Here is a 19,834-nt window from a genome sequence, read left to right as displayed (position 1 = left end):
CGCGCAAGCAAACGTCGCTGTTGCGCAACGCCCTCAGGTTGTTCCATGCTGCTGCCACAAGGAGCCGCCGCCGTGGACGCCATCAATCCGAGCGTGGAGCTGACTGAAGCCGAGCGGATCGACCGCCTGCGGCTGATCCGCTCCGACAACGTCGGGCCGCGCACCTTCCGTTCGCTGGTCGATCATTTCGGCAGCGCCCGCGCCGCACTGGAGCGCCTGCCGGATCTGGCGCGTCGCGGCGGCGCACAGCGGTCCGGGCGCATTTGCAGCGCCGACGAGGCGAAGGCCGAGCTCGCCGCGAGCCGCAAATTCGGCGTCGCCTGGCTCGCGCCCGGCGAGGACGGTTATCCGGCGCGGCTGGCGATGATTGACGATGCCCCGCCATTGCTCGCCGTGCGCGGCGATAACGCATCTTTGATGCGTCCGATGATCGCCATTGTCGGCTCGCGCAATTCTTCAGGTGCAGGTCTGAAATTCGCCGGCCAGCTTGCGCGCGAGCTTGGTGAAGCCGGCTTCATCATCATCTCAGGGCTGGCGCGCGGCGTCGACCAGGCCGCGCATCGCGCGAGCGTGGAGAGCGGCACGATCGCCGTGCTCGCCGGCGGCCATGACCGCATCTATCCGCCCGAGCATGGCGACCTGCTGACCGCGGTCCTCGATCACGCGGGCGCGGCGATCTCGGAGATGCCGCTCGGCCACGAGCCGCGCGCCCGCGACTTTCCCCGCCGTAACCGGCTGATCTCCGGCGCCGCGCTTGGCGTCGTCGTGGTGGAAGCCGCGCACCGCTCGGGCTCTCTGATCACCGCGCGCATGGCCGCCGAACAGGGCCGCGAAGTGTTCGCCGTCCCCGGCTCGCCGCTCGATCCACGCGCCGCCGGCACCAACGATTTGATCAAGCAGGGTGCAACGCTCGTCACCGAAGCTGCCGACATCATCAACGCGGTTCAGCCGATCATGGAGCGGCCGCTGATGAGTCCTGCGAGCGAGCCCGACAGCGAGCCGTTCGAGAGCGATCCGCAAGGCCGCGACCGCGACCAGATCACCGCCCTGCTCGGCCCAGCGCCGATCTCGATCGACGATCTCGTCCGGATGTCCGGCGCCTCGCCCGCGATCGTGCGCACCGTGCTGCTGGAGCTCGAGCTCGCCGGCCGCCTCGAGCGCCACGGGGGTGGTCTGGTTTCGCTTCTTTAGCCGCCGCCGTTGCGCCGATCGAACTGCGTCCGTGCGGCTTCGATCTGCGGCAGGTGCTCCATCGCCCAGTCGCCGAGCGCCTTCACCGGCCGCGACAGGCCGCGACCGAGATCGGTGAGCTCGTAGTCCACCCGCGGCGGAATGGTCGGGAAGATCGTGCGTGTGACGAGGCCGTCGCGCTCCAGGCCCCGCAGCGTCAGGGTCAGCATCCGCTGCGAGATGCCGTTGATCATGCGCTTGAGCTCATTGAAGCGTTTTGGCCCGTCGCCGAGCATCATGATGACGAACACGCTCCATTTGTCGCCGACTCGGGACAGCACGGAGGCGACCCCGCGGCAGTCCGCATGGTCCGGATCCGGCCGCTTTGAGGTGGGCAAATCGAGGTGTGTCGGTTTCAATAATGTGTCCATGGCTCAAAAAAGTGCGTTCTTGCGGGGATTTTGGCAGTCACTCATGTAGTGCGGGTTACAAATCTATACCATGGGTGACCCCAATGAAACTCCTCCATATCGACTCCAGCGTGCTCGGCCCCCACTCCGTCTCCAGGCAGGTTTCCGCCGCCATCGTCGACCGGCTCAGGCAGGCGACGCCTTCGCTTGATGTCGCCTATCGCGACCTGACCCAGACCCCGCTCGCCCACCTCTCCGGCTCGCATCTTGCGGCCGCGCAAGGCGCGCCGGCGCCTGCGGAACTCGGACCCGACCTTGCCGCGAGCGCGGCGGTGCTCAACGAGTTCCTCGATGCCGACATCGTCGTGATCGGCGCGCCCATGTACAATTTCACCATCCCGAGCCAGCTCAAGGCCTGGATCGACCGCGTCCTCGTTGCGGGGAAGACTTTCAAATATGGCGCGAGCGGCCCGCAGGGCCTTGCCGGCGGCAAGCGCGTGATCGTGGCGATCTCGCGGGGCGGCTATTACGGCCCGGGCACGCCGGCCGCCTCGCTGGAGCATCTCGAAAGCTACCTCCGCGGAGTGTTCGCTTTCATGGGCATCACCAGCCCCGAATTCATCGTTGCCGACGGCATCCAGGTTGGCCCCGAGCATCGCGAAAAGGCGCTCGCCGGTGCGCTTGCGGCCGCCACCAGCCTGCGCGCGGCGTAAGGCTCGCACTGACAACAGCCGCTGCCGGCCTTTCGGCGGCGGCTGACCGACCGCCTAAAACCAGATGCCCTGAATGCCGAGAATAACGGCGACGAGCGAGATCAACAGCCCGATGCCGGAGAACAGAGCCACTCCGATGAACTCGGCCGTATCTGAGCGTTTGGCTGATGTGGCGGACCGTTCAGTGTAAATACGCGGTGCTGAAATCGACGAAAAAATGCGAGCTGCCTTTGGCATCACGGGCTCCTTTAAAATGAGTCTTGTGACCCCTGCCCGTAAGAAGGTCTCGGCAGCATGCGCGAAGGTTCAACGCCTCACACGAGGTTCAAGAAATACATCCCGCAAGACGTGGGAACCTGTCGGCTCAACCACGGCAGGCCGGCCGACAGATTCAATTTTCACTTCACTTGATCAACCACGATAGATCGGCGCGCCGCTCGGCGAGGCCACTGCACCGCCGTCGACGAAGATCTCCTGGCCCTGGATATGAGCGGCATCGTCGGAGGCGAGGAACAGCACTGTCTTCGAGATGTGATCCGGTTCACCAATGCGGCCGAGCGGCGTCGACAGCGCGATGCGCTTCTCGAATGCTTTCTCCGCTTCAGGCGTTGCGACCGCCGCGCCCCAGATCGGCGTGCGGATCGCGCCGGGCGCAACGACGTTGACGCGGATGCCGCGCGGCGACAGTTCCGAAGCCATGATCCGCGCCATCGCGCGCACGCCGGCCTTCGCCGCGCCGTAGGCGGAGTAGCCGGGAATGCCGAGCACGGAGATCACCGAGCCGTTGAGGATGATCGAGGCATTGTCGTTGAGATAAGGCAGCGCCGATTGCACAGTGAAGAACACGCCGGTGAGGTTCGTGCTGATGACCTTCTCGAACACCTCGAGCGTCGCCGAGCCGAGCGGCGTGCCGCCGGGAATGCCGGCATTGGCGAACACGATGTCGAGCTTGCCGAATTTCTCGGCGCCCTTCCTGATCGCGGCTTCCGTTGCGGCGATGTCGGTGGCATCGGCAACGAGCGCGAGCGCGTTCGGGCCGAGCTCTTTCGCCGCGGCCGCCAGCGTCTCCTTGTTGCGCCCGGTGATGACCACCTTGGCGCCCTCGGCGACGAACAGCTTTGCCGTCGCAAGGCCGATGCCGCTATTGCCGCCGGTAATGAGGGCCGTCTTGTTCTTCAGTCTCACGCTCGTCTCCAGTGGTTGCATGATGAAACTAAGTTGCCATCTAGAGCGCATGGTTTTATGATGCAACCACACAAGCGCGTGATCGGCGCCGAAATCGTGCGAATGCGACAGGACGACGGACGATGGTGAAACGAACGAGCTTTGCGGGAGATTCCTGCCCGATCGCGCGGTCGCTGGAGGCGATCGGCGACTGGTGGTCGCTGCTGATCATTCGCGAGGCGCTGTTCGGCCTGCGCCGCTTCGGCGAGTTTCAGCGCAAGCTCGGCATGGCCAAGAACATCTTGTCCGTCCGGCTGCAGTCGTTGGTCGACCACGGCATTCTCGCCACCGCTCCCGCCTCGGATGGCAGCGCCTATCAAGAGTATGTCCTGACTCCGAAGGGCCGCGGCGTCTTCCCCATCCTCGTGGCGCTGCGCCAATGGAGCGAGGAGTTCGACGATCATCCCGAGGAGATCGCGACCATCCTGGTCGACCGCGAGAAAGGCCGCCCGGTGAAAAAGCTCGAAATGCGTGCGGAGGACGGCCGCCTGCTCAGCCCCTCCGACACCACGCTGAAGCCGCGCCCCGCGCCGCGGCGGCGGTCGGCGGGATAATCGTCGCGTTAGTGACTTTTTGGCAAGCTGTCACCACACATTGGATGTCATCGCCCGCGAAGGCGGACGATCCAGTATTCCAGCGGCGGCCCTGCTTCCCCGAAAAGCCGCGGCGTACTGGATTCCCCGCCTTCGCGGGGAATGACGGCCCTTGTGGAGCGACAGGCCCCTCACGACAGCTTGCGCTTGCTCCGCAGCCGCAAATGTTCGTCGGCCTCCAGCTTTGTCATCCCCAGGAGATAATGCAGCACGTCGAGCTTGTGGCGCTCGGCGAGCTTGCGCAATGCGCCGGCCTGCTCGGATATGAAGGCGACCGCCTCATCGGCTCCGCCTTCCCCCGGTTCCTCGTTGCGCGCGCGCAGCGGCGCACGTGATGTGGCGCGCGCCCGTTTCCGTCCCGGCTTCGTCACCCGACCCAACCCCGAATCCATGCCCCGGGGGGACTCTACGCCGAGAGCGAGCGCAACTCCAAGGTGGTATTTTGCAACTTTCTCGATATGAAATTTTTCCCATTTGGAGCCCTCTCAACACCCCTCGATTTGACAGGGACCGCCTCACCACCCATGTTCGGGTCGAAACGGCCGACCCGAGTCCTTTCGTTCTCGGCCTAAGATTTTCCCGTAAGTTACTGGAACTACATGAATATCGTCATTGTGGAGTCGCCGGCGAAAGCCAAGACGATCAACAAATATTTGGGCTCGTCCTACGAGGTTCTGGCCTCGTTCGGCCATGTCCGCGATCTCCCCGCGAAGAACGGCTCCGTCGATCCCGACGCCAATTTCAAGATGATCTGGGAGGTCGACCCCAAGGCGGCCGGCCGGCTCAACGATATCGCCAAGTCCCTGAAGGGCGCGGACCGCCTGATTCTCGCCACCGACCCTGATCGCGAGGGTGAGGCCATCTCCTGGCACGTGCTGGAGGTGATGAAGGAGAAGCGCGCGCTGAAGGATCAGAAGATCGAGCGCGTGGTGTTCAACGCGATCACCAAGCAGGCGGTCTCGGAAGCGATGAAGAACCCGCGCGAGATCGACGGTGCGCTGGTCGACGCCTATATGGCGCGCCGTGCGCTGGACTATCTCGTCGGCTTCACCCTCTCCCCCGTGCTGTGGCGCAAGCTGCCGGGCGCCCGCTCGGCCGGCCGCGTGCAGTCGGTGGCGCTGCGCCTCGTCTGCGACCGCGAGCTCGAGATCGAGAAGTTCGTGCCGCGCGAATATTGGTCGCTGATCGCAACGCTGCTCACCCCCCGCGGCGATGCCTTCGAGGCGCGCCTCGTCGGCGCCGACGGCAAGAAGATCCAGCGCCTCGACATCGGCACCGGCGCGGAAGCCGAGGACTTCAAGAAGGCGCTGGAACTGGCCACCTACGCGGTCACCGCGGTCGATGCCAAGCCCGCGCGCCGCAATCCGCAGGCGCCGTTCACCACCTCGACCCTGCAGCAGGAAGCCAGCCGCAAATACGGCTTTGCGCCGGCGCACACCATGCGCATCGCCCAGCGCCTCTATGAGGGCATCGACATCGGCGGCGAGACCACCGGACTCATTACTTATATGCGTACCGACGGCGTGCAGATCGCCCCGGAGGCAATCACCCAGGCGCGCAAGGTGATCGGCGAGGATTACGGCAACGCGTACGTGCCGGACGCGCCGCGCCAGTACCAGGCCAAGGCCAAGAACGCCCAGGAGGCGCACGAGGCGATCCGCCCCACCGACCTCTCCCGCCGCCCCGACAGCATGAGCCGCAAGCTGGATGCCGAGCAGGCCAAGCTCTATGAGCTGATCTGGAAGCGCACCATCGCGAGCCAGATGGAAGCGGCCGAACTGGAGCGCACCACGGTCGACATTACGGCAAAGGCCGGCGGTCGCACGCTGGAGCTGCGTGCGACCGGCCAGGTCGTCAAGTTCGACGGCTTCCTCGCGCTCTATCAGGAAGGCCGCGACGACGAGGAGGACGAGGACTCCCGCCGTCTGCCGGCGATGAGCTCGGGCGACGCGTTGAAGCGGCAGTCGCTGGCCGTCACCCAGCACTTCACCGAGCCGCCGCCGCGCTTTTCGGAAGCATCCCTCGTCAAGCGCATGGAAGAGCTCGGCATCGGCCGGCCCTCAACCTATGCCTCGATCCTCCAGGTTCTCAAGGACCGCGGCTACGTCAAGCTGGAGAAGAAGCGCCTGCACGGCGAGGACAAGGGCCGCGTCGTGATCGCGTTCCTGGAGAGCTTTTTCAGCCGCTACGTCGAATACGACTTCACCGCAGCGCTGGAAGAACAACTCGACCGCATCTCCAACAACGAGATCTCCTGGCAGCAGGTGCTGAAGGACTTCTGGCGCGACTTCATCGGCGCGGTCGACGACATCAAGGATTTGCGCGTCGCGCAGGTGCTCGACGTGCTCGACGAGATGCTGGGGCCGCACATCTATCCGCCGCGCGCCGATGGCGGCGACGTCAGGCAGTGCCCGAGCTGCGGCAGCGGCCGGCTGAATCTGAAGGCCGGCAAGTTCGGCGCCTTCGTCGGTTGCTCGAACTATCCCGAGTGCCGCTACACCCGCCAGCTTGCCGCCGACGGCGAAGCCAGCGCCGACCGTTCGCTCGGCCAGGATCCTGACACGGGTCGCGATGTCTGGGTCAAGGCCGGCCGCTTCGGCCCCTACATCCAGCTCGGCGAGCAGAAGGACTATGAGGAAGGCGAGAAGCCGAAGCGCGCGGGCATCCCGAAGGGCACCTCGCCCGGCGATGTCGATCTCGAGCTTGCGCTGAAACTGCTGTCGTTGCCGCGAGAGATCGGCAAGCATCCCGAGACCGGCCACCCGATCATCGCCGGCCTCGGCCGCTTCGGGCCGTTTGTGAAGCACGAGAAGACCTATGCCAGCCTGGAAGCCGGCGACGAAGTCTTCGACATCGGCCTCAACCGCGCCGTGACGCTGATCGCGGAAAAGGCGGCGAAGGGCCCGAGCCGCCGCTTCGGCGCCGATCCCGGCAAGGCGATCGGCGATCATCCCTCGCTCGGCACGGTCACGGTGAAGGCCGGCCGCTACGGTCCCTATGTCACCGCGGGCGGCGTCAACGCGACGATTCCGAGCGAGATCGAGAAGGACGCCATCACGCTGCCGCAGGCAATCGCATTGCTCGACGAGCGCGCGGCCAAGGGCGGCGGCAAGGCCAAGGCCGCCAAGAAGGCGAAGCCGGCTAGGTCAGCCAAATCCGCCGGTGGCGAGGACGCCGCGCCGAAGAAGAAGCCGGCCGCGAAGAAAGCCGCGGCCAAATCGAAAACCGAATCCACCAGCAAGGCGCGCGCTGCCGTGTCGTCGACCGCCAAAACGTCGCCGACCAAGACAGCCACCGCCAAGGCTCCGGCCAAGAAGAGTGCCGGCAAGACTTAAGATCAAGAATTAGAGGTTAAGTGAAACGCAAACATGACCATGGCTTTCCTGACAGGCAAGCCATCGTCGCCTTCATCAAGGCAAACCAGGGAAAGGTCGGAACCCGCGAAATTGCGCGCGAGTTCGGCCTGAAGAACGCCGATCGCGTCGAGCTCAAGCGCATGCTGCGCGAGCTCGCCGACGACGGGGTCATCAAGAAGAAGCGCCACAAGGTGTCCGAGCCGGACGCGCTGCCGCCGACGCTGCTCGCCGACATCACCGGGCGCGACGCCGACGGCGAGTTGATCGCCTCCCCCGCCGAATGGGACGAGGTGGAGAGCGGCGAGCCGCCAAAAATCCTGATCGAGATGCCCCGCCGGGCCAAGCCCGGCACCGCCGCCGGCATCGGCGACCGCGCGCTGCTGCGCGTCGAACGCTCCGATGAGGACGAAGGCCCTGCCTATCGCGGCCGCATCATCAAGGTCATCGACAAGGCCAAGAGCCGCATCCTCGGCGTCTTTCGCAGCCTGCCCGAAGGCGGCGGCCGGCTCGTCCCCGTCGACAAGAAGTTCGCCGACCGCGAGCTGAACATCGCCAGGGCCGATACATCAGGCGCGCAGGACGGCGATCTCGTCAGCGTCGACATCGTCCGCACCCGCGGCTTTGGCCTCGCCTCCGGCCGGGTCAAGGAGAAGCTCGGCTCGGTCAAATCCGAGAAGGCGATCAGCCTGATCGCGATCTACGCCCACGAGATCCCGCTGCAATTCTCCTCCGCCGCCGAGCGCGAGGCGGAAGCGGCAGAGCCCGCCAATCTCAGGGGCCGCGAGGACTGGCGCGACGTCCCGCTCGTCACCATCGATCCGCCCGACGCCAAGGATCACGATGACGCGGTGCATGCGCAGGCTGACGAAGATCCCAACAACAAGGGCGGCTTCATCGTCAACGTCGCCATCGCCGATGTCAGCTTCTACGTCCGGCCGGGCACCGCGCTCGACCGCGACGCGCTCGACCGCGGCAACTCGGTCTATTTCCCCGACCGCGTCGTGCCGATGCTGCCCGAGCGCATCTCGAACAATCTCTGCTCGCTGGTGCCGGGCGAGCCGCGCGGCGCGCTCGCGGTGCGGATGGTGATCGGCCCCGATGGCCGCAAGCGCTCGCACAGTTTTCATCGCATCCTGATGCGTTCGGCCGCGAAGCTGAACTATGCACAGGCGCAGGCCGCGATCGACGGCCGCACCGATGACACCACCGGCCCCCTGCTCGATCCGATATTGAGGCCGCTCTATGCGGCATATGCCTGCGTCAAGCGTGCGCGCGACGAGCGCGATCCGCTCAATCTCGATCTGCCCGAGCGCAAGATCCTTCTGAAGAGCGACGGCACGGTCGACCGAGTCGTCGTTCCTGAAAGGCTCGATGCGCACAAGCTGATCGAGGAGTTCATGATCCTCGCCAATGTCGCAGCAGCCGAGATGCTGGAGAAGAAATCGCTCCCGCTGATCTACCGCGTTCATGACGAGCCGACGCTGGAGAAAGTTCACGCGCTCGCGGAATTCTTGGAGACGCTCGACGTCCCCTTCACCAAGTCGGGCGCGCTGCGGCCCACGCTGTTCAACCGCGTGCTGGCCCAGCTCGAAGGCCATGACTATTACCCGCTGGTGAGCGAGGTGGTGCTGCGCGCCCAGGCGCAGGCGGAATATTCCTCGGAAAATTACGGTCATTTCGGCCTGAATTTGCGCCGCTACGCGCATTTCACCTCGCCGATCCGCCGCTATGCCGACCTCGTCGTGCACCGCGCGCTGGTCCGCGCGCTCGGCCTTGGCGAAGGCGCCCTGCCCGACAGCGAGACGCCGGAAACCTTAAGCGAAGTCGCCGCACATATTTCGCTGACCGAGCGCCGCGCCATGAAGGCGGAGCGCGAAACCGTCGACCGCCTGATCGCCCATCACCTCGCCGACCGGATTGGTGCCAGCTTCCAGGGCCGCGTCTCCGGCGTCACCCGCGCCGGCCTCTTCGTCAAGCTCTCCGAGACCGGCGCCGACGGGCTGATCCCGATCCGGTCCCTCGGCACGGAATATTTCAACTATGACGAGAGCCGCCATGCGCTGGTCGGCACGCGTAGCGGCACTATGTACCAGCTCGGCGACGTCGTCGACGTCCGCCTGATCGAAGCGGCTCCCATCGCAGGCGCGCTGCGCTTCGAGCTATTGTCCTCGGAGAGTGAGAGCGGCCCGCGCGAGCGCCGGCCGTTCCGCGGCCAGCGCAAATCATCCAAGGCGGCTCCCGGCCGCAGCCCGGAGAGAAAACGCAAGCCGGAGAAGCAAAAGTCCGGCAAAGGGAAGACGTCGAGAAAGAACAAGGGCAAGGGAAAGAGCAAGAAGGGCAAGGCGTGGTGACGATGAGCACGGCCCCGAAAATCTGGACGCGCGAGACCGGTCTCGTCGAGAAGCGCGACGTCTGGACCGCGATGAGGCGCGGCTTTCGCAGCCGCTGCCCGCGCTGCGGCCAGGGAAAGCTGTTCCGTGCCTTTCTGAAGACCGCGGACAATTGCAGCGCATGCGGCCTCGACTTTACGCCGCACCGCGCCGACGACCTGCCCGCCTATCTCGTCATCGTCATCGTCGGCCACGTCACGGTGCCGGCGATCCTCTGGATCGAGACAAATTACACGACGCCAGTCTGGCTGACCTTCGTGGCCTATCTGCCCTTCACCTTCCTCGCTTCGCTCGGGCTGCTCCAGCCCGTTAAGGGAGCTGTGGTCGGCTTGCAATGGGCTCTGCGCATGCACGGGTTTGACGAGAACCCTCCGGATGGTATTCCGCCAGTGTAAGCAATAAGCAAAAAACGGTCTGGGTGAGGACATGACGGATATTTCGCAGGCCGAAGAGAAGGCCAAGATTCACGAGGGCAAGGAAGCCGACCACCATCCCTACTTCCGGCCAAAGGATGCCGCGACGCTGATCCTGGTCGACCGCAGCGGCGCGATCCCGAAAGTCCTCGTCGGCAAGCGCCACGACAAGGTCGTGTTCATGCCCGGAAAGTTCGTTTTCCCCGGCGGCCGCGTCGACAAGGACGATCATCGCGTGCCTTGTGCGGCGCCGATCACGCCGGAGCTCGAAGCCAATCTCGCCAAGGGCAGCCCGAGGACGCCGGCCTCGCGCGCAAAATCGCTGGCGATCGCCGCGATCCGCGAGGCCTGCGAAGAGACCGGCCTCTGCCTCGGCCGCAAGGTCGAGGGCAAGGCCAGGCTCGAGGGTCCGTGGAAGCCCTTTGCGGATGCAGGCCTGCTGCCCGATCCCTCCAGCCTGTTTTTGATCGCGCGCGCGATCACCCCGCCCGGCCGCGTCAAGCGGTTCGACACGCGCTTCTTCACCGCCGATGCCTCCGCGATCACCCATCGCGTCGAGGGCGTCATCCACGCCGATGCGGAGCTGGTCGAGCTGGTCTGGGTCGAGCTCGGCTCGAAGCCGCTCGCCGATCTGCATCCGATGACGCGCAACGTGCTCAACGAGCTCGACACCCGCCTTGCCACCGGCCCGCTGCGGCACGATGCGCCGGTGCCATTCTTCCATTTCTATGGCGGCAAGATGCAGAAGGATATTCTGAGCTGATCGCTACCCTCGCCATTCCGAGGCGCGCGTAACGCGAACCCGGAATCCATTAGGCCGCAGCGATTGACGATGGATGGATTCCGGGTTCGCCAAGAGGCGCGTCCCGGAATGAGCAGAGTGCTTTATTCCTCATCCGGCTCGGTGCCGACGTAGTCGCGCGCCGGAAGCTTGAGGACGCGGCCGATTTCTTTCGCAAGCTTGTCCGCCTCCTCACGTCTGGTAAAACTCTGAAGCGTAATCGGCTCGGTGCCCTTGTTGCCGCAGAGGTTGACGTCATACGTGGTCAGCTCACGATCGTAATCGTCGGTGATGCTGATGAAATGGTAGTCGGCGAGATCGCGCTCTTTCCGGATATTCAGCGGGCCGAACTGGCTCGTGATGACGATCTGGCGCAGCGTCTCGTTGAGCACGACGAAGGTGCGGAATGTGAGCAGGATCAGGCCGGGAATGCCGACAACCAGCCCGAGGCCGGTGAACACCAGCACCGGCACGAGATCGTCGGCGAGCCGGCCGAAGCCGGAAAAATCCTGGCGCAGCCCGAGCGCGACATTCCACAGGAGATAGCCGCTCGCCGCCAGCAGCGGCAGCGACAGCAGCCGGCCGACCCAGGGCATGGGCCGATCTATGCGGACCATGCCGCCATCCACTGTCATTGCGCCGGTCATGTCTGGCCTCCTTACGGGTCTCGGCTTGGTCGGGGCTAGGAGCGGACTGGTTCGAAGAGGCACGCCCACGCCTTGCGACCGGCCTCCCCTCGACGTGCCAGTGCCGTTCTTCCATTTCCATGGCGGCAAGATGCGACGAGATGTGCTAGGTGAAGCAAAGTCGCCTAATCGACTGGAGGGTCGGATGACGCGGTTCGCAAGACCTCTGCTCGCTTCCGTCGCGTTGTGCAGCCTGCTGTCGCTGCCGGCCCATGCGGAGCTCGACGTCGCCAGATTGAAGCAGACCATCGAGACCTCCTTCGAGAGCGACTATCCGAAGCTGGACGCGCTCTACAAGGACATCCACGCCCATCCCGAGATCGCCTTCCAGGAAGAGAAGACCGCGGCGAAACTCGCTGCCGAGATGCGCGCGATCGGTTTTGAGGTCACCGAGCACGTCGGCAAGACCGGTCTTGTCGCCATCTACAGGAACGGCGACGGTCCCACCATCATGGTTCGCACCGAGCTCGATGCGCTGCCCATGGAGGAGAAGACCGGCCTGCCCTATGCCAGTCGTGACAAGCAGATCTGGCAGGGCCGCGAGACATTCGTCGCCCATAGCTGCGGCCATGACATCCACATGGCGAGCTGGGTCGGCACGGCGAAGACCTTGGTCGGCATCAAGGACCAGTGGCACGGTACGCTGATGTTCATCGCGCAGCCCGCCGAGGAAGAGGTCGCGGGCGCAAGGGCGATGATCGATGATGGCCTGTTCACCCGCTTTCCGAAACCCGATGCGGGATTTGCCCTGCACGACGGCAGCGGAGCCTACGGCTCCGTCACCTACAGGGTCGGGGTCGGATCGTCGAATGTGGACGGCCTCTTCATCAAGTTCATCGGCCGGGGCGGCCATGGCGCGATACCGCAGGCGACCATCGATCCCGTGATGATGGCATCCCGCTTCGTCGTCGACGTGCAGAGCGTGATCAGCCGAGAGAAGGACCCGACCGAATTCGGCCTTGTCACCATCGGCGCGATCCACGCCGGCACCGCGGGCAACATCATTCCCGACGAGGCCCGGGTGATCGGCACGATCCGCAGCTTCAAGCCGCAGGTGCGCGCCAGGATGCTGGCCGGGATCGAGCGGACGGCGAAGGCAGTGGCGGCGATGGCGGATGCGCCGGCGCCCGAAATCCATCTCGACGAGGGGACCAAGGCGGTGGTGAACGATGCCGCCGTGGTCGGCCCGGCCGAGCGGGTGCTGAAGGCGGCCTTCGGCGACAAGTTCAACGTCAGCCCGGCGAACACGACCAGCGAGGATTATTCGGAATATGTCAATGCCGGCGTGCCGTCGATGTTCTTCAACATCGGCGTCTATGAGCCCGACCGCGTCGCCGCCGCGCGTAATGGCAGCGGCCCGCCGCTTCCCGGCAACCACTCGCCGCAATTCGCCCCGGTGCCGAAACCGACCATCCAGACCGGCGTGACCGCGATGACCCTCGCCGTGCTGAGCGCGTTCGATCAAAGGGCACGGGGGCAGTAGCGCCGCTCGCGTCAGTTTGCGGAATGACGCGAACGTTCTGAGAGTTGATCGAAAAACGAAAAATTCTTCCCAGCCCTCCCAATGGCAGAGTTCCGCCGCGTCCCTATGTCTTTGCGAACGACACCCAGAACGGATACGGGGCGATGGCACAACGGCAACTCAAGCTTGGCGCGTTCATGCGCCCGATCAGCATCCACACCGGCGCCTGGCGCTATCCCGGGGCCTGGCCCGACGCCAATTTCAACATCAGCCACATCAAGACGCTGATCAGGAAGCTCGAGGCCGGCAAGTTTGACGCCTTCTTCATGGCCGATCATTTGGCCGTGCTGAACATGCCGATCAATGCGCTCAAGCGCAGCCACACCGTAACCTCGTTCGAGCCGTTCACGCTGCTGTCGGCGCTCTCGGTCGTCACCGAGCGCATCGGCCTGATCGCAACCGGCTCGACCACGTTCGACGAGCCCTATCACGTCGCGCGGCGCTTCGCCTCGCTCGACCATCTCAGCGGCGGCCGTGCCGGCTGGAACATCGTCACCACCTCGAACCCGGACGCGGCGCTGAATTTCGGCCTCGACGACCACATGGAGCATGCCGAGCGCTACAAGCGCGCCCGCGAGTTCTATGACGTCGTCACGGGCCTGTGGGATTCCTTCGCCGACGACGCCTTCGTGCGCGATGTGGAATCCGGCCTGTTCTTCGATCCTTCGAAGCTGCACACGCTCGACCACAAGGGCAAATATCTGAAGGTGCGCGGTCCCCTCAACATTGCCCGCCCCGTGCAGGGTTGGCCGGTGATTGTGCAGGCCGGCGCGTCGGAGGACGGCAAGCAGCTCGCCGCCGAAACGGCGGAAGCCGTCTTCACCGGCGGCGGCAGCCTCGCCGACGGGCAAAAACTCTACGCCGACATCAAGGGCCGCATGGAGAAGATCGGGCGCGATCCTGAGCATCTCAAGATCCTGCCGGGCGCCTTTGTCGTGGTCGGCGACAGCGTCGATGAAGCCAAGGAGAAGCGCGCGCTGCTCGACAGCCGCGTCCATTACGACAGCGCCATCGCCTCGCTCTCGGTCATCCTCGGCACCGATGCGTCCGGATTCGATCCCGATGGGCCCCTCCCCGAGATCCCCGAGACCAACGCCAGCAAGAGCGGCCGCCAGCGCATTGTCGATCTCGCCGCCCGCGAAAAGCTCACCGTGCGCCAGCTCGCCCAGCGCGTCGGCGGCTATGGCGGACTGTCGTTCGTCGGCACTGCCAAAACCATCGCCGATCAGATGGAGGAATGGCTGGTCGGGCGCGGCTCCGACGGCTTCAACATCATGTTCCCGTTCCTGCCCGCTGGCCTCGACGATTTCGTCGACAAGGTGGTCCCGGAGCTGCAACGGCGCGGGATTTTCCGGAAAGAGTATGAAGGGGCCACTTTGCGGGAGAATCTGGGCCTGCCACGGCCGAAAAACCGCTTCTTCGAGGCCTGATCGGCCCGATTTGGGTGGATTTTAGCCCTAGAGCCCCATTCCGGGCTCTCGCTCTTTGTTTTGACGCGTTTTCTTGACGCGAACCGCTGCCCACTTCGCTCGAAAGCGCTCCGAAACCTTGACTTCCCCCGGTTTCTGGCTAGGTTGCCGCCCAACGCGGGCCGTTTGGCCGGCTCCAGATTCCCCAATTTTCTGAGGTTCAGAACATGGCCAAAGCGGTCACCATCAAGGTCAAGCTCGTGTCCTCGGCTGACACCGGCTTCTACTACGTCGCCAAGAAGAATTCGCGCACCATGACCGACAAGCTGGTCAAGAAGAAGTACGACCCGGTTGCGCGCAAGCACGTCGAATTCCGCGAAGCCAAGATCAAGTAAGATCGCGGACGCTAAAGACTTTTGCGGGGCCCCTTTCGGGGCCCCGTTTCGTTTGGGCTCTCTCGTGCCCGGCTCTGCGTCGCACCCGCTGAAGCTGCGCTGCGCTTCTTTTTTGACCGGTCATCCTGAGCTGCGCGCTAAGCGGATGCAATCGATGCGGCAGCGATAGCTAAACTCGCGGCTAAGACCAGATCCCGCGCCTGCCCATTTCAATCATGATGATGCAGCGCTTCAAATCAGCAGATCATGATGCGCAGGTATAGTGGCGTGATGCGCACCACTATTGCCGTGGTTGGCCGCGTGTTCATCCGGTGCATAAGGGACCGCTTTGACGATCATCTCGAGGTGCTCTTTCTGACCGGGGGGAACGTGCGGATCGATCGGACTATCAAGCACTTTGGGCGCGATGATCGCGACGAGGGTGGAAGGAGCTGTCTCGCTATCGAACCGGAACACCTGTTCTTGATCTGCACCGCCGGTCACGGACGCAGCTTTGGCCGACTGCGTGTCTTCTGATTCGGTTGCAGCAGGTTGCGCAACCTGCTGCGAGTTTCCGCATTCGGCGTTGCCGCCGGTCGCAACGCTCGGATCGACGATGTTGGCCGCTTGCGGTGCGTTCGCCGCGGCTGCGTGCTCCGAATTGCCGTGCTCAGCGGCCGCAGGCTCTGCCGTCTTCACTGCCGCTGAGGCGCTCGCCGCGTCGGAAGCCGAAGCGTGTTGCTCAGCAACGTCGGTCAACTCCGTCGCCACAGCCTTTGCTGACCCCGGCCCCCCAGCGTGCTGCGAGTTGCCGCATCCCGCGTTGTCACCGGTTGCGAAGCCCGGATCGACGATATCCCTTGCTTGCGGTGCGTTTGCAGAGGTCGCGTGTACATCGTGCCCCGAGTTGCCGTGCTCCACGGCGCCCGGTTCTGCCGTCTTCACTGCCGCTGACGTTCCCGCAGCGTCTGAAGGGGAAGCGTGATGCTCGGCGCCATGGCCGACGCCGTTGCCCGGTTTGGAGTCAGCTTCAGTCGATTCCGTGGCTGCCGACTTTGCAGACCCCTTCTCCGAAGCGTGCTGCGAATGACCATGGCCTGTGCTGGCGGCGATTGCGACGACCGGATCGATCTCGGCTGCGTCCGGCGCGTTTGCAGTGTTTGAGTGCCCCGAGTTGCCGGGTTCGGTTTCGCTTGATTCTGCCTTCTTCGCCAATCCTGGCGGAACGTTCGAGCCCGAAGCGTGATGCCCGTCGCGATTGCCTGGTTGGGCGTCAGCCTCAGTCGACTCCGTCGCTGCCGCCTTTGCAGACGCTTTCTCCGAAGCGTGGTGCGACTTGCCGTGGCCCGCGCTGTCGGCCGATACGACGTTTTCGGCCGCGTCCGATCCGTCTGCAGATTTTGAGTGCCCCGAGTGGCCATGCTCGGCTTCGCTTGATTCTGACTTCTTCGCCAATCCTGGCGGAACGTTCGAATGCGAAGCGTGATGCCCGGCGCCATTGCCGTCGCCGTGACCCGGTTTGGAATCAGCTTCAGTCGGCTCCGGCGCTGCCGCCTTTGCAGACCCTTTCTCCGAAGCGTGGTGCGACTTGCCGTGGCCCGCGCTGGCAGCAGTTTCGGCGCTCGGTCCGCTCTCTTCGACCGCGTCCGATCCGGTTGCAGATTTTGCGTGCTCCGAGTTGCCATGTTCGGCTTCGCTTGAGTCCGCTTTCTTCGCTAGCCCTGGTGGAACGTTCGAATCCGAAGCCTGATGCTCGGCACCATTGTCGACGCCGTTGCCCGGTTTGGAGTCAGCTTCAGTCGATTCCCTAGCTGCCGCCTTTGCAGGCCCTTGCTCCGAACTGTGCTGCGAGTTACCACGGTCCGCGCTGTCGGCCATTGCGAGGCTCGGTTGGACGGTCACGTTCAGCCCCGTCGACGGATGGCCGGTTTCCGCACTGATCGGACCACTGTTCGATGTGGCATTTCCAACTGCCGGAGCCGTCGCGCTATGAGCAGGCACGATCGATGATACGCGAACCGGCTCGGCAGATGCACCACCGCTCTGTTCCGTCGCATTCGCTGTCTCGCCCGTGGAGGTTCTGAACCTTTCCGTCCCTCCCGAGCCGGTCCTAGTCTGGCCGAACTGGAGCCTCGAGCCGTCGTCGGCCGGGATGGCCCAAACTCCGGCCGTCCCGAGCGTGCCCTCGCTCGCCCCGGTGCTGGCGTCGCCACTCTCCTTGCTCAGAACGGTCCCATCGATGGCGCTCGCCGGTGTCAGCACTTGTTCGAGCTTCTCCAGGGTGATGGCGACAGGTAAGGCTTCTCGCTGATCGGCGACATCCGCTTCCGCGACGGATACGATCCCCTGCAGGTGGATCTCCAGCAGGCCGCGATCGCCGATATCAAGGACCCGATCGGTCGGATTCACGTAGACGATCGTTTCATTGCTTGCGGCGTCGTAGATCCAGGCGAGGGTATGTGGCGGGATCGACTTGCTCGCCGCCGTCATATGCAGCCACGCAAGCGCGCCGAACGCCGCAAGATTGAGCCTGCCCGGCCCGGATGCGAAATCGAAGCCGGATTGGGACGATGTAGAGTTGGAATCGGTCGGCGAGCGATGAACAACGTTTCCATCACCGTTGCCGCCGGCCATCAGTTGATCGCGGCCATATCCGCCCGCACTGGCCTCGTGAGCAGCGTCCACCGAGGCAACAGGTTTTTGTGCGTCACCCCCGACGCCATCACTCGCGCCATGGCTCACTTGGGTCCGAGCGTCTTCTGCAGCGACGCTCTCGATTGCAGTGGTCACATGCGCGGAAGACAGGCGAGACTCGTGCGAAGGCAAGCCCGTGGCTGGGTTGTCGACATGATTGACACCGGCATGAGGGATCGCGGCCAGTTTTGTGGCCGCCTGCTCTCCGGCGACGCTCACGAAGCCGTCGTTCGACGCCTGACCCAATTCATGCGCCTGCGCGGCAAGATGCGGATCGTGCAGTGCGTAGATCAACGCACCGGCGAGAGTGGCGAAGGTGCCATACTTTCCCTGAACCGACATCGGATTGGAAGCAAGCCGGGGGAATTGATGCTCCGCGGTCAGCTCACCTCCCAGATGTGTGTCGCTGGTTGCTCGCAGGAGAGGCGTCGGAAGATTGGGCGTGCCCGAGCCAACAGGACCGTCGTATTTCCACGGTTTCGAGCCGGCAGATTGCTCAGCCACGCGCAACGCTTCCATTGCCGCCGGCGCGTTCGCGACCTGGCCCAGCTTGGCCAGAAACTCTGTCTGGCTAAGCAGGTGCGTCTCGCCGGATTCATAGACCATGAGGTGCCGGAGAATGGCTTTCTTCCAAGGCTCATATTCGGCGTGCTCTGCCGCGTCGCCGGCGCCGTCGTCATCCGGAAGCATGTCGTTCGCTTCCGACGCCTTGAGTTCATCCGCGATGGCGACCGCCAGAAAGGCCAGCGCAAGCGTGCCGAAGCCGGAGGGATGTTTCAGCAATGCGAGAGTCGCGAGCACCGTCCTGTTGGTGACCTCGAGCTTCTGAAATATGTTGTACAGGTGAACTTTGACTGTCCCCGGTGAAAGGTTCAGCTGGCGCGCGATCTCCTTGTTCGACATTCCTTCCGACACCAGTCGAACGATTTGACGTTCCCGGTGCGTCAACAGCTCCAGCTTCGTTTCAATTTGGCCGGTGCCGTCAGTCGCCTTGCTGATTGGCGAGAGATCGAAATGCTGGGGCGACACACTGTGCTTCGTCAACAGCCGCAGCACTCGCAGCATGGTGTCGGGGGAGACGTATTTCGAAATTGCGCTGCAGGCGCCGGCAGCAATCGCGGCGGCGAGTTCGTGGTTGGCTTCGGTCTCGGTGAAGAACACCAGGCGCGTCGGAACATTCTCGGCTCTCGCAATCGCCAGGATCTCGGTGACCGTCAGGTCTGGCAGCGTATCGGCCATCAGCGCGACGTCGGGTGTCAAATTCCGGATGGCTTCGAGGCCGCTTGCCGCATCGCGGCATGATGCGACCACGTCGAAGTCCTGCTGTGCTCCGAGTATCGATTTCAGCCCCTGCAGAACGATCGGCTGTGGATCGACGATCACAATCCGATTGCGCTGAAATATGCCTTGCTTCGCAGACACGTCTAACATGGACACTGCCTCGGCCCGGCCATCTATGTATTTCGGCATATGGCCGAGACCAGGCGAGGCATTAAAATACAATTAATCGAACGAAGAAAGAGGCTTAGCGGCGTTAACGTTACGTTGGAACCGCGAGCTTTGAGGCATTTGGGCGAAGAAATATGACATTTGACCCGATGGCGGCTGCGATTGACTGGCTCGACGCCTACCGCGCGGGTGATATCGAGGCGATCCTGGACATGTATGCCGAAGATGCCGTGGTTCACTGCAGCTGCGGTTGCGGCGGCGTCAGAACCATTACGAGCCGCCAGGCACTTCGCGCCTATTGGATCGATCGCCTCCGAGAGCATCCGGCAGGCAAGTTGGACGATCTCAACCCCTCGCACAACGATGGAACCATTATCTCATACCTCACCGATGCCGGTGTCATGAGCGCGCTTTTTGCGTTTGACGCCACCGGGAGGATCAAGGAACTGAACTGCCATCCCTCACACTAGAGCCGCGAGCTTGATCGAGGCCCGCAATGGGCCACGTGCGGACTTGCGGAAGAGTGCCAACGTCCGCAACGGATCAACGGCTGCGACCGGCAGCTTGCATGATGGCCTGACAGGCCTGCTTCCCTAACGCAAATCAGCCCCGTCCTATTGACTCGCATCGCGAATGGGCAAATCCTTCGA

Annotated in this window: 17 protein-coding genes; 11 read left to right on the top strand and 6 right to left on the bottom strand. The window is 64.0% G+C overall.

The genetic code is table 11. The annotated features are described in order from the left end of the window. Positions 1-45 precede the first annotated feature (45 nt). Positions 46-1,191 carry a DNA-processing protein DprA gene (dprA, locus tag ACVWY3_RS08615; RefSeq protein ID WP_456838067.1) on the top strand — a complete coding sequence of 382 codons (1,146 nt, stop codon included), beginning with the start codon at positions 46-48 and terminating at the stop codon, positions 1,189-1,191. Here dprA and ACVWY3_RS08610 read toward each other — a convergent pair. Then, positions 1,188-1,601 (bottom strand): winged helix-turn-helix transcriptional regulator, encoded by a 414-nt coding sequence (locus ACVWY3_RS08610; protein ID WP_456838066.1) that lies wholly within the window; start codon positions 1,599-1,601, stop codon positions 1,188-1,190. The two genes, dprA and ACVWY3_RS08610, sit on opposite strands and share 4 nt — an antisense overlap. 83 nt (positions 1,602-1,684) lie before the next feature. On the opposite strand from ACVWY3_RS08610, the gene ACVWY3_RS08605 reads away from it, so the two are divergent. After that, positions 1,685-2,293, top strand: coding sequence for an FMN-dependent NADH-azoreductase (locus ACVWY3_RS08605; protein ID WP_456838065.1), 609 nt, complete (start codon positions 1,685-1,687; stop codon positions 2,291-2,293). A gap of 54 nt (positions 2,294-2,347) precedes the next feature. Here the strand turns inward: ACVWY3_RS08605 and ACVWY3_RS08600 are convergent, their stop codons facing one another. Next, positions 2,348-2,530 (bottom strand): hypothetical protein, encoded by a 183-nt coding sequence (locus tag ACVWY3_RS08600; protein WP_456838064.1) that lies wholly within the window; start codon positions 2,528-2,530, stop codon positions 2,348-2,350. A gap of 174 nt (positions 2,531-2,704) precedes the next feature. Next, entirely contained in the window at positions 2,705-3,478 is a 774-nt protein-coding gene (locus tag ACVWY3_RS08595) for an SDR family oxidoreductase (protein ID WP_456838063.1), read from the bottom strand. Positions 3,479-3,600: 122 nt separating this feature from the next. Between ACVWY3_RS08595 and ACVWY3_RS08590 the strand changes: the two genes are divergently transcribed. After that, on the top strand, positions 3,601-4,071 hold the full coding sequence (locus tag ACVWY3_RS08590; protein ID WP_456838062.1) for a winged helix-turn-helix transcriptional regulator: 471 nt from the start codon (positions 3,601-3,603) through the stop codon (positions 4,069-4,071). Between the two features lie 170 nt (positions 4,072-4,241). Here ACVWY3_RS08590 and ACVWY3_RS08585 read toward each other — a convergent pair whose 3' ends face one another. Then, positions 4,242-4,481 (bottom strand): hypothetical protein, encoded by a 240-nt coding sequence (locus ACVWY3_RS08585; RefSeq protein ID WP_456843319.1) that lies wholly within the window; start codon positions 4,479-4,481, stop codon positions 4,242-4,244. A gap of 228 nt (positions 4,482-4,709) precedes the next feature. Between ACVWY3_RS08585 and topA the strand changes: the two genes are divergently transcribed. Genes topA through ACVWY3_RS08565 form a run of 4 tightly spaced genes read left to right on the top strand, consistent with a single transcriptional unit; the run spans position 4,710 to position 11,032 of the window. Next, positions 4,710-7,445, top strand: a complete 2,736-nt coding sequence (topA, locus tag ACVWY3_RS08580; protein WP_456838061.1) for a type I DNA topoisomerase — start codon at positions 4,710-4,712, stop codon at positions 7,443-7,445. A 20-nt stretch (positions 7,446-7,465) separates the two neighbouring features. Continuing rightward, positions 7,466-9,817: a ribonuclease R gene (gene rnr, locus ACVWY3_RS08575; protein ID WP_456838060.1), complete on the top strand. Its 2,352-nt coding sequence runs from the start codon at positions 7,466-7,468 to the stop codon at positions 9,815-9,817. Next, the gene (locus tag ACVWY3_RS08570) at positions 9,811-10,251 is read left to right on the top strand and encodes a DUF983 domain-containing protein (protein ID WP_456838059.1); all 441 of its coding nucleotides are present in this window, start codon (positions 9,811-9,813) and stop codon (positions 10,249-10,251) included. The genes rnr and ACVWY3_RS08570 overlap by 7 nt, the downstream gene beginning before the upstream one ends. 31 nt (positions 10,252-10,282) lie before the next feature. Beyond that, positions 10,283-11,032 (top strand): NUDIX hydrolase, encoded by a 750-nt coding sequence (locus tag ACVWY3_RS08565; protein ID WP_456838058.1) that lies wholly within the window; start codon positions 10,283-10,285, stop codon positions 11,030-11,032. A gap of 122 nt (positions 11,033-11,154) precedes the next feature. Here the strand turns inward: ACVWY3_RS08565 and ACVWY3_RS08560 are convergent, their stop codons facing one another. Beyond that, positions 11,155-11,697: a hypothetical protein gene (locus ACVWY3_RS08560; RefSeq protein WP_456838057.1), complete on the bottom strand. Its 543-nt coding sequence runs from the start codon at positions 11,695-11,697 to the stop codon at positions 11,155-11,157. A gap of 184 nt (positions 11,698-11,881) precedes the next feature. Here ACVWY3_RS08560 and ACVWY3_RS08555 point away from each other — a divergent pair, with 184 nt between their 5' ends. The 3 genes from ACVWY3_RS08555 (at position 11,882) to rpmG (ending at position 15,062) form a co-directional block, all read left to right on the top strand. Next, positions 11,882-13,219 (top strand): amidohydrolase, encoded by a 1,338-nt coding sequence (locus ACVWY3_RS08555; RefSeq protein WP_456838056.1) that lies wholly within the window; start codon positions 11,882-11,884, stop codon positions 13,217-13,219. Between the two features lie 143 nt (positions 13,220-13,362). After that, a complete protein-coding gene (locus ACVWY3_RS08550; protein WP_456838055.1) occupies positions 13,363-14,688 on the top strand; it encodes an LLM class flavin-dependent oxidoreductase in 1,326 nt (441 codons plus the stop codon). 206 nt (positions 14,689-14,894) lie between these two features. Further along, positions 14,895-15,062 carry a 50S ribosomal protein L33 gene (gene rpmG / locus ACVWY3_RS08545; RefSeq protein WP_007603295.1) on the top strand — a complete coding sequence of 56 codons (168 nt, stop codon included), beginning with the start codon at positions 14,895-14,897 and terminating at the stop codon, positions 15,060-15,062. A gap of 231 nt (positions 15,063-15,293) precedes the next feature. Here rpmG and ACVWY3_RS08540 read toward each other — a convergent pair whose 3' ends face one another. Continuing rightward, on the bottom strand, positions 15,294-19,166 hold the full coding sequence (locus tag ACVWY3_RS08540) for a LuxR C-terminal-related transcriptional regulator (protein ID WP_456838054.1): 3,873 nt from the start codon (positions 19,164-19,166) through the stop codon (positions 15,294-15,296). Between the two features lie 152 nt (positions 19,167-19,318). Between ACVWY3_RS08540 and ACVWY3_RS08535 the strand changes: the two genes are divergently transcribed. Continuing rightward, complete coding sequence (locus ACVWY3_RS08535; protein ID WP_456838053.1) at positions 19,319-19,654, top strand: nuclear transport factor 2 family protein; 336 nt, start codon at positions 19,319-19,321, stop codon at positions 19,652-19,654. Positions 19,655-19,834: the final 180 nt, after the last annotated feature.

The sequence above is a fragment of the Bradyrhizobium sp. USDA 4486 genome (genome assembly GCF_054057995.1).
Note: the sequence above shows the minus strand (reverse complement) of the source record. Positions and strands in the feature narration are given on the sequence as shown.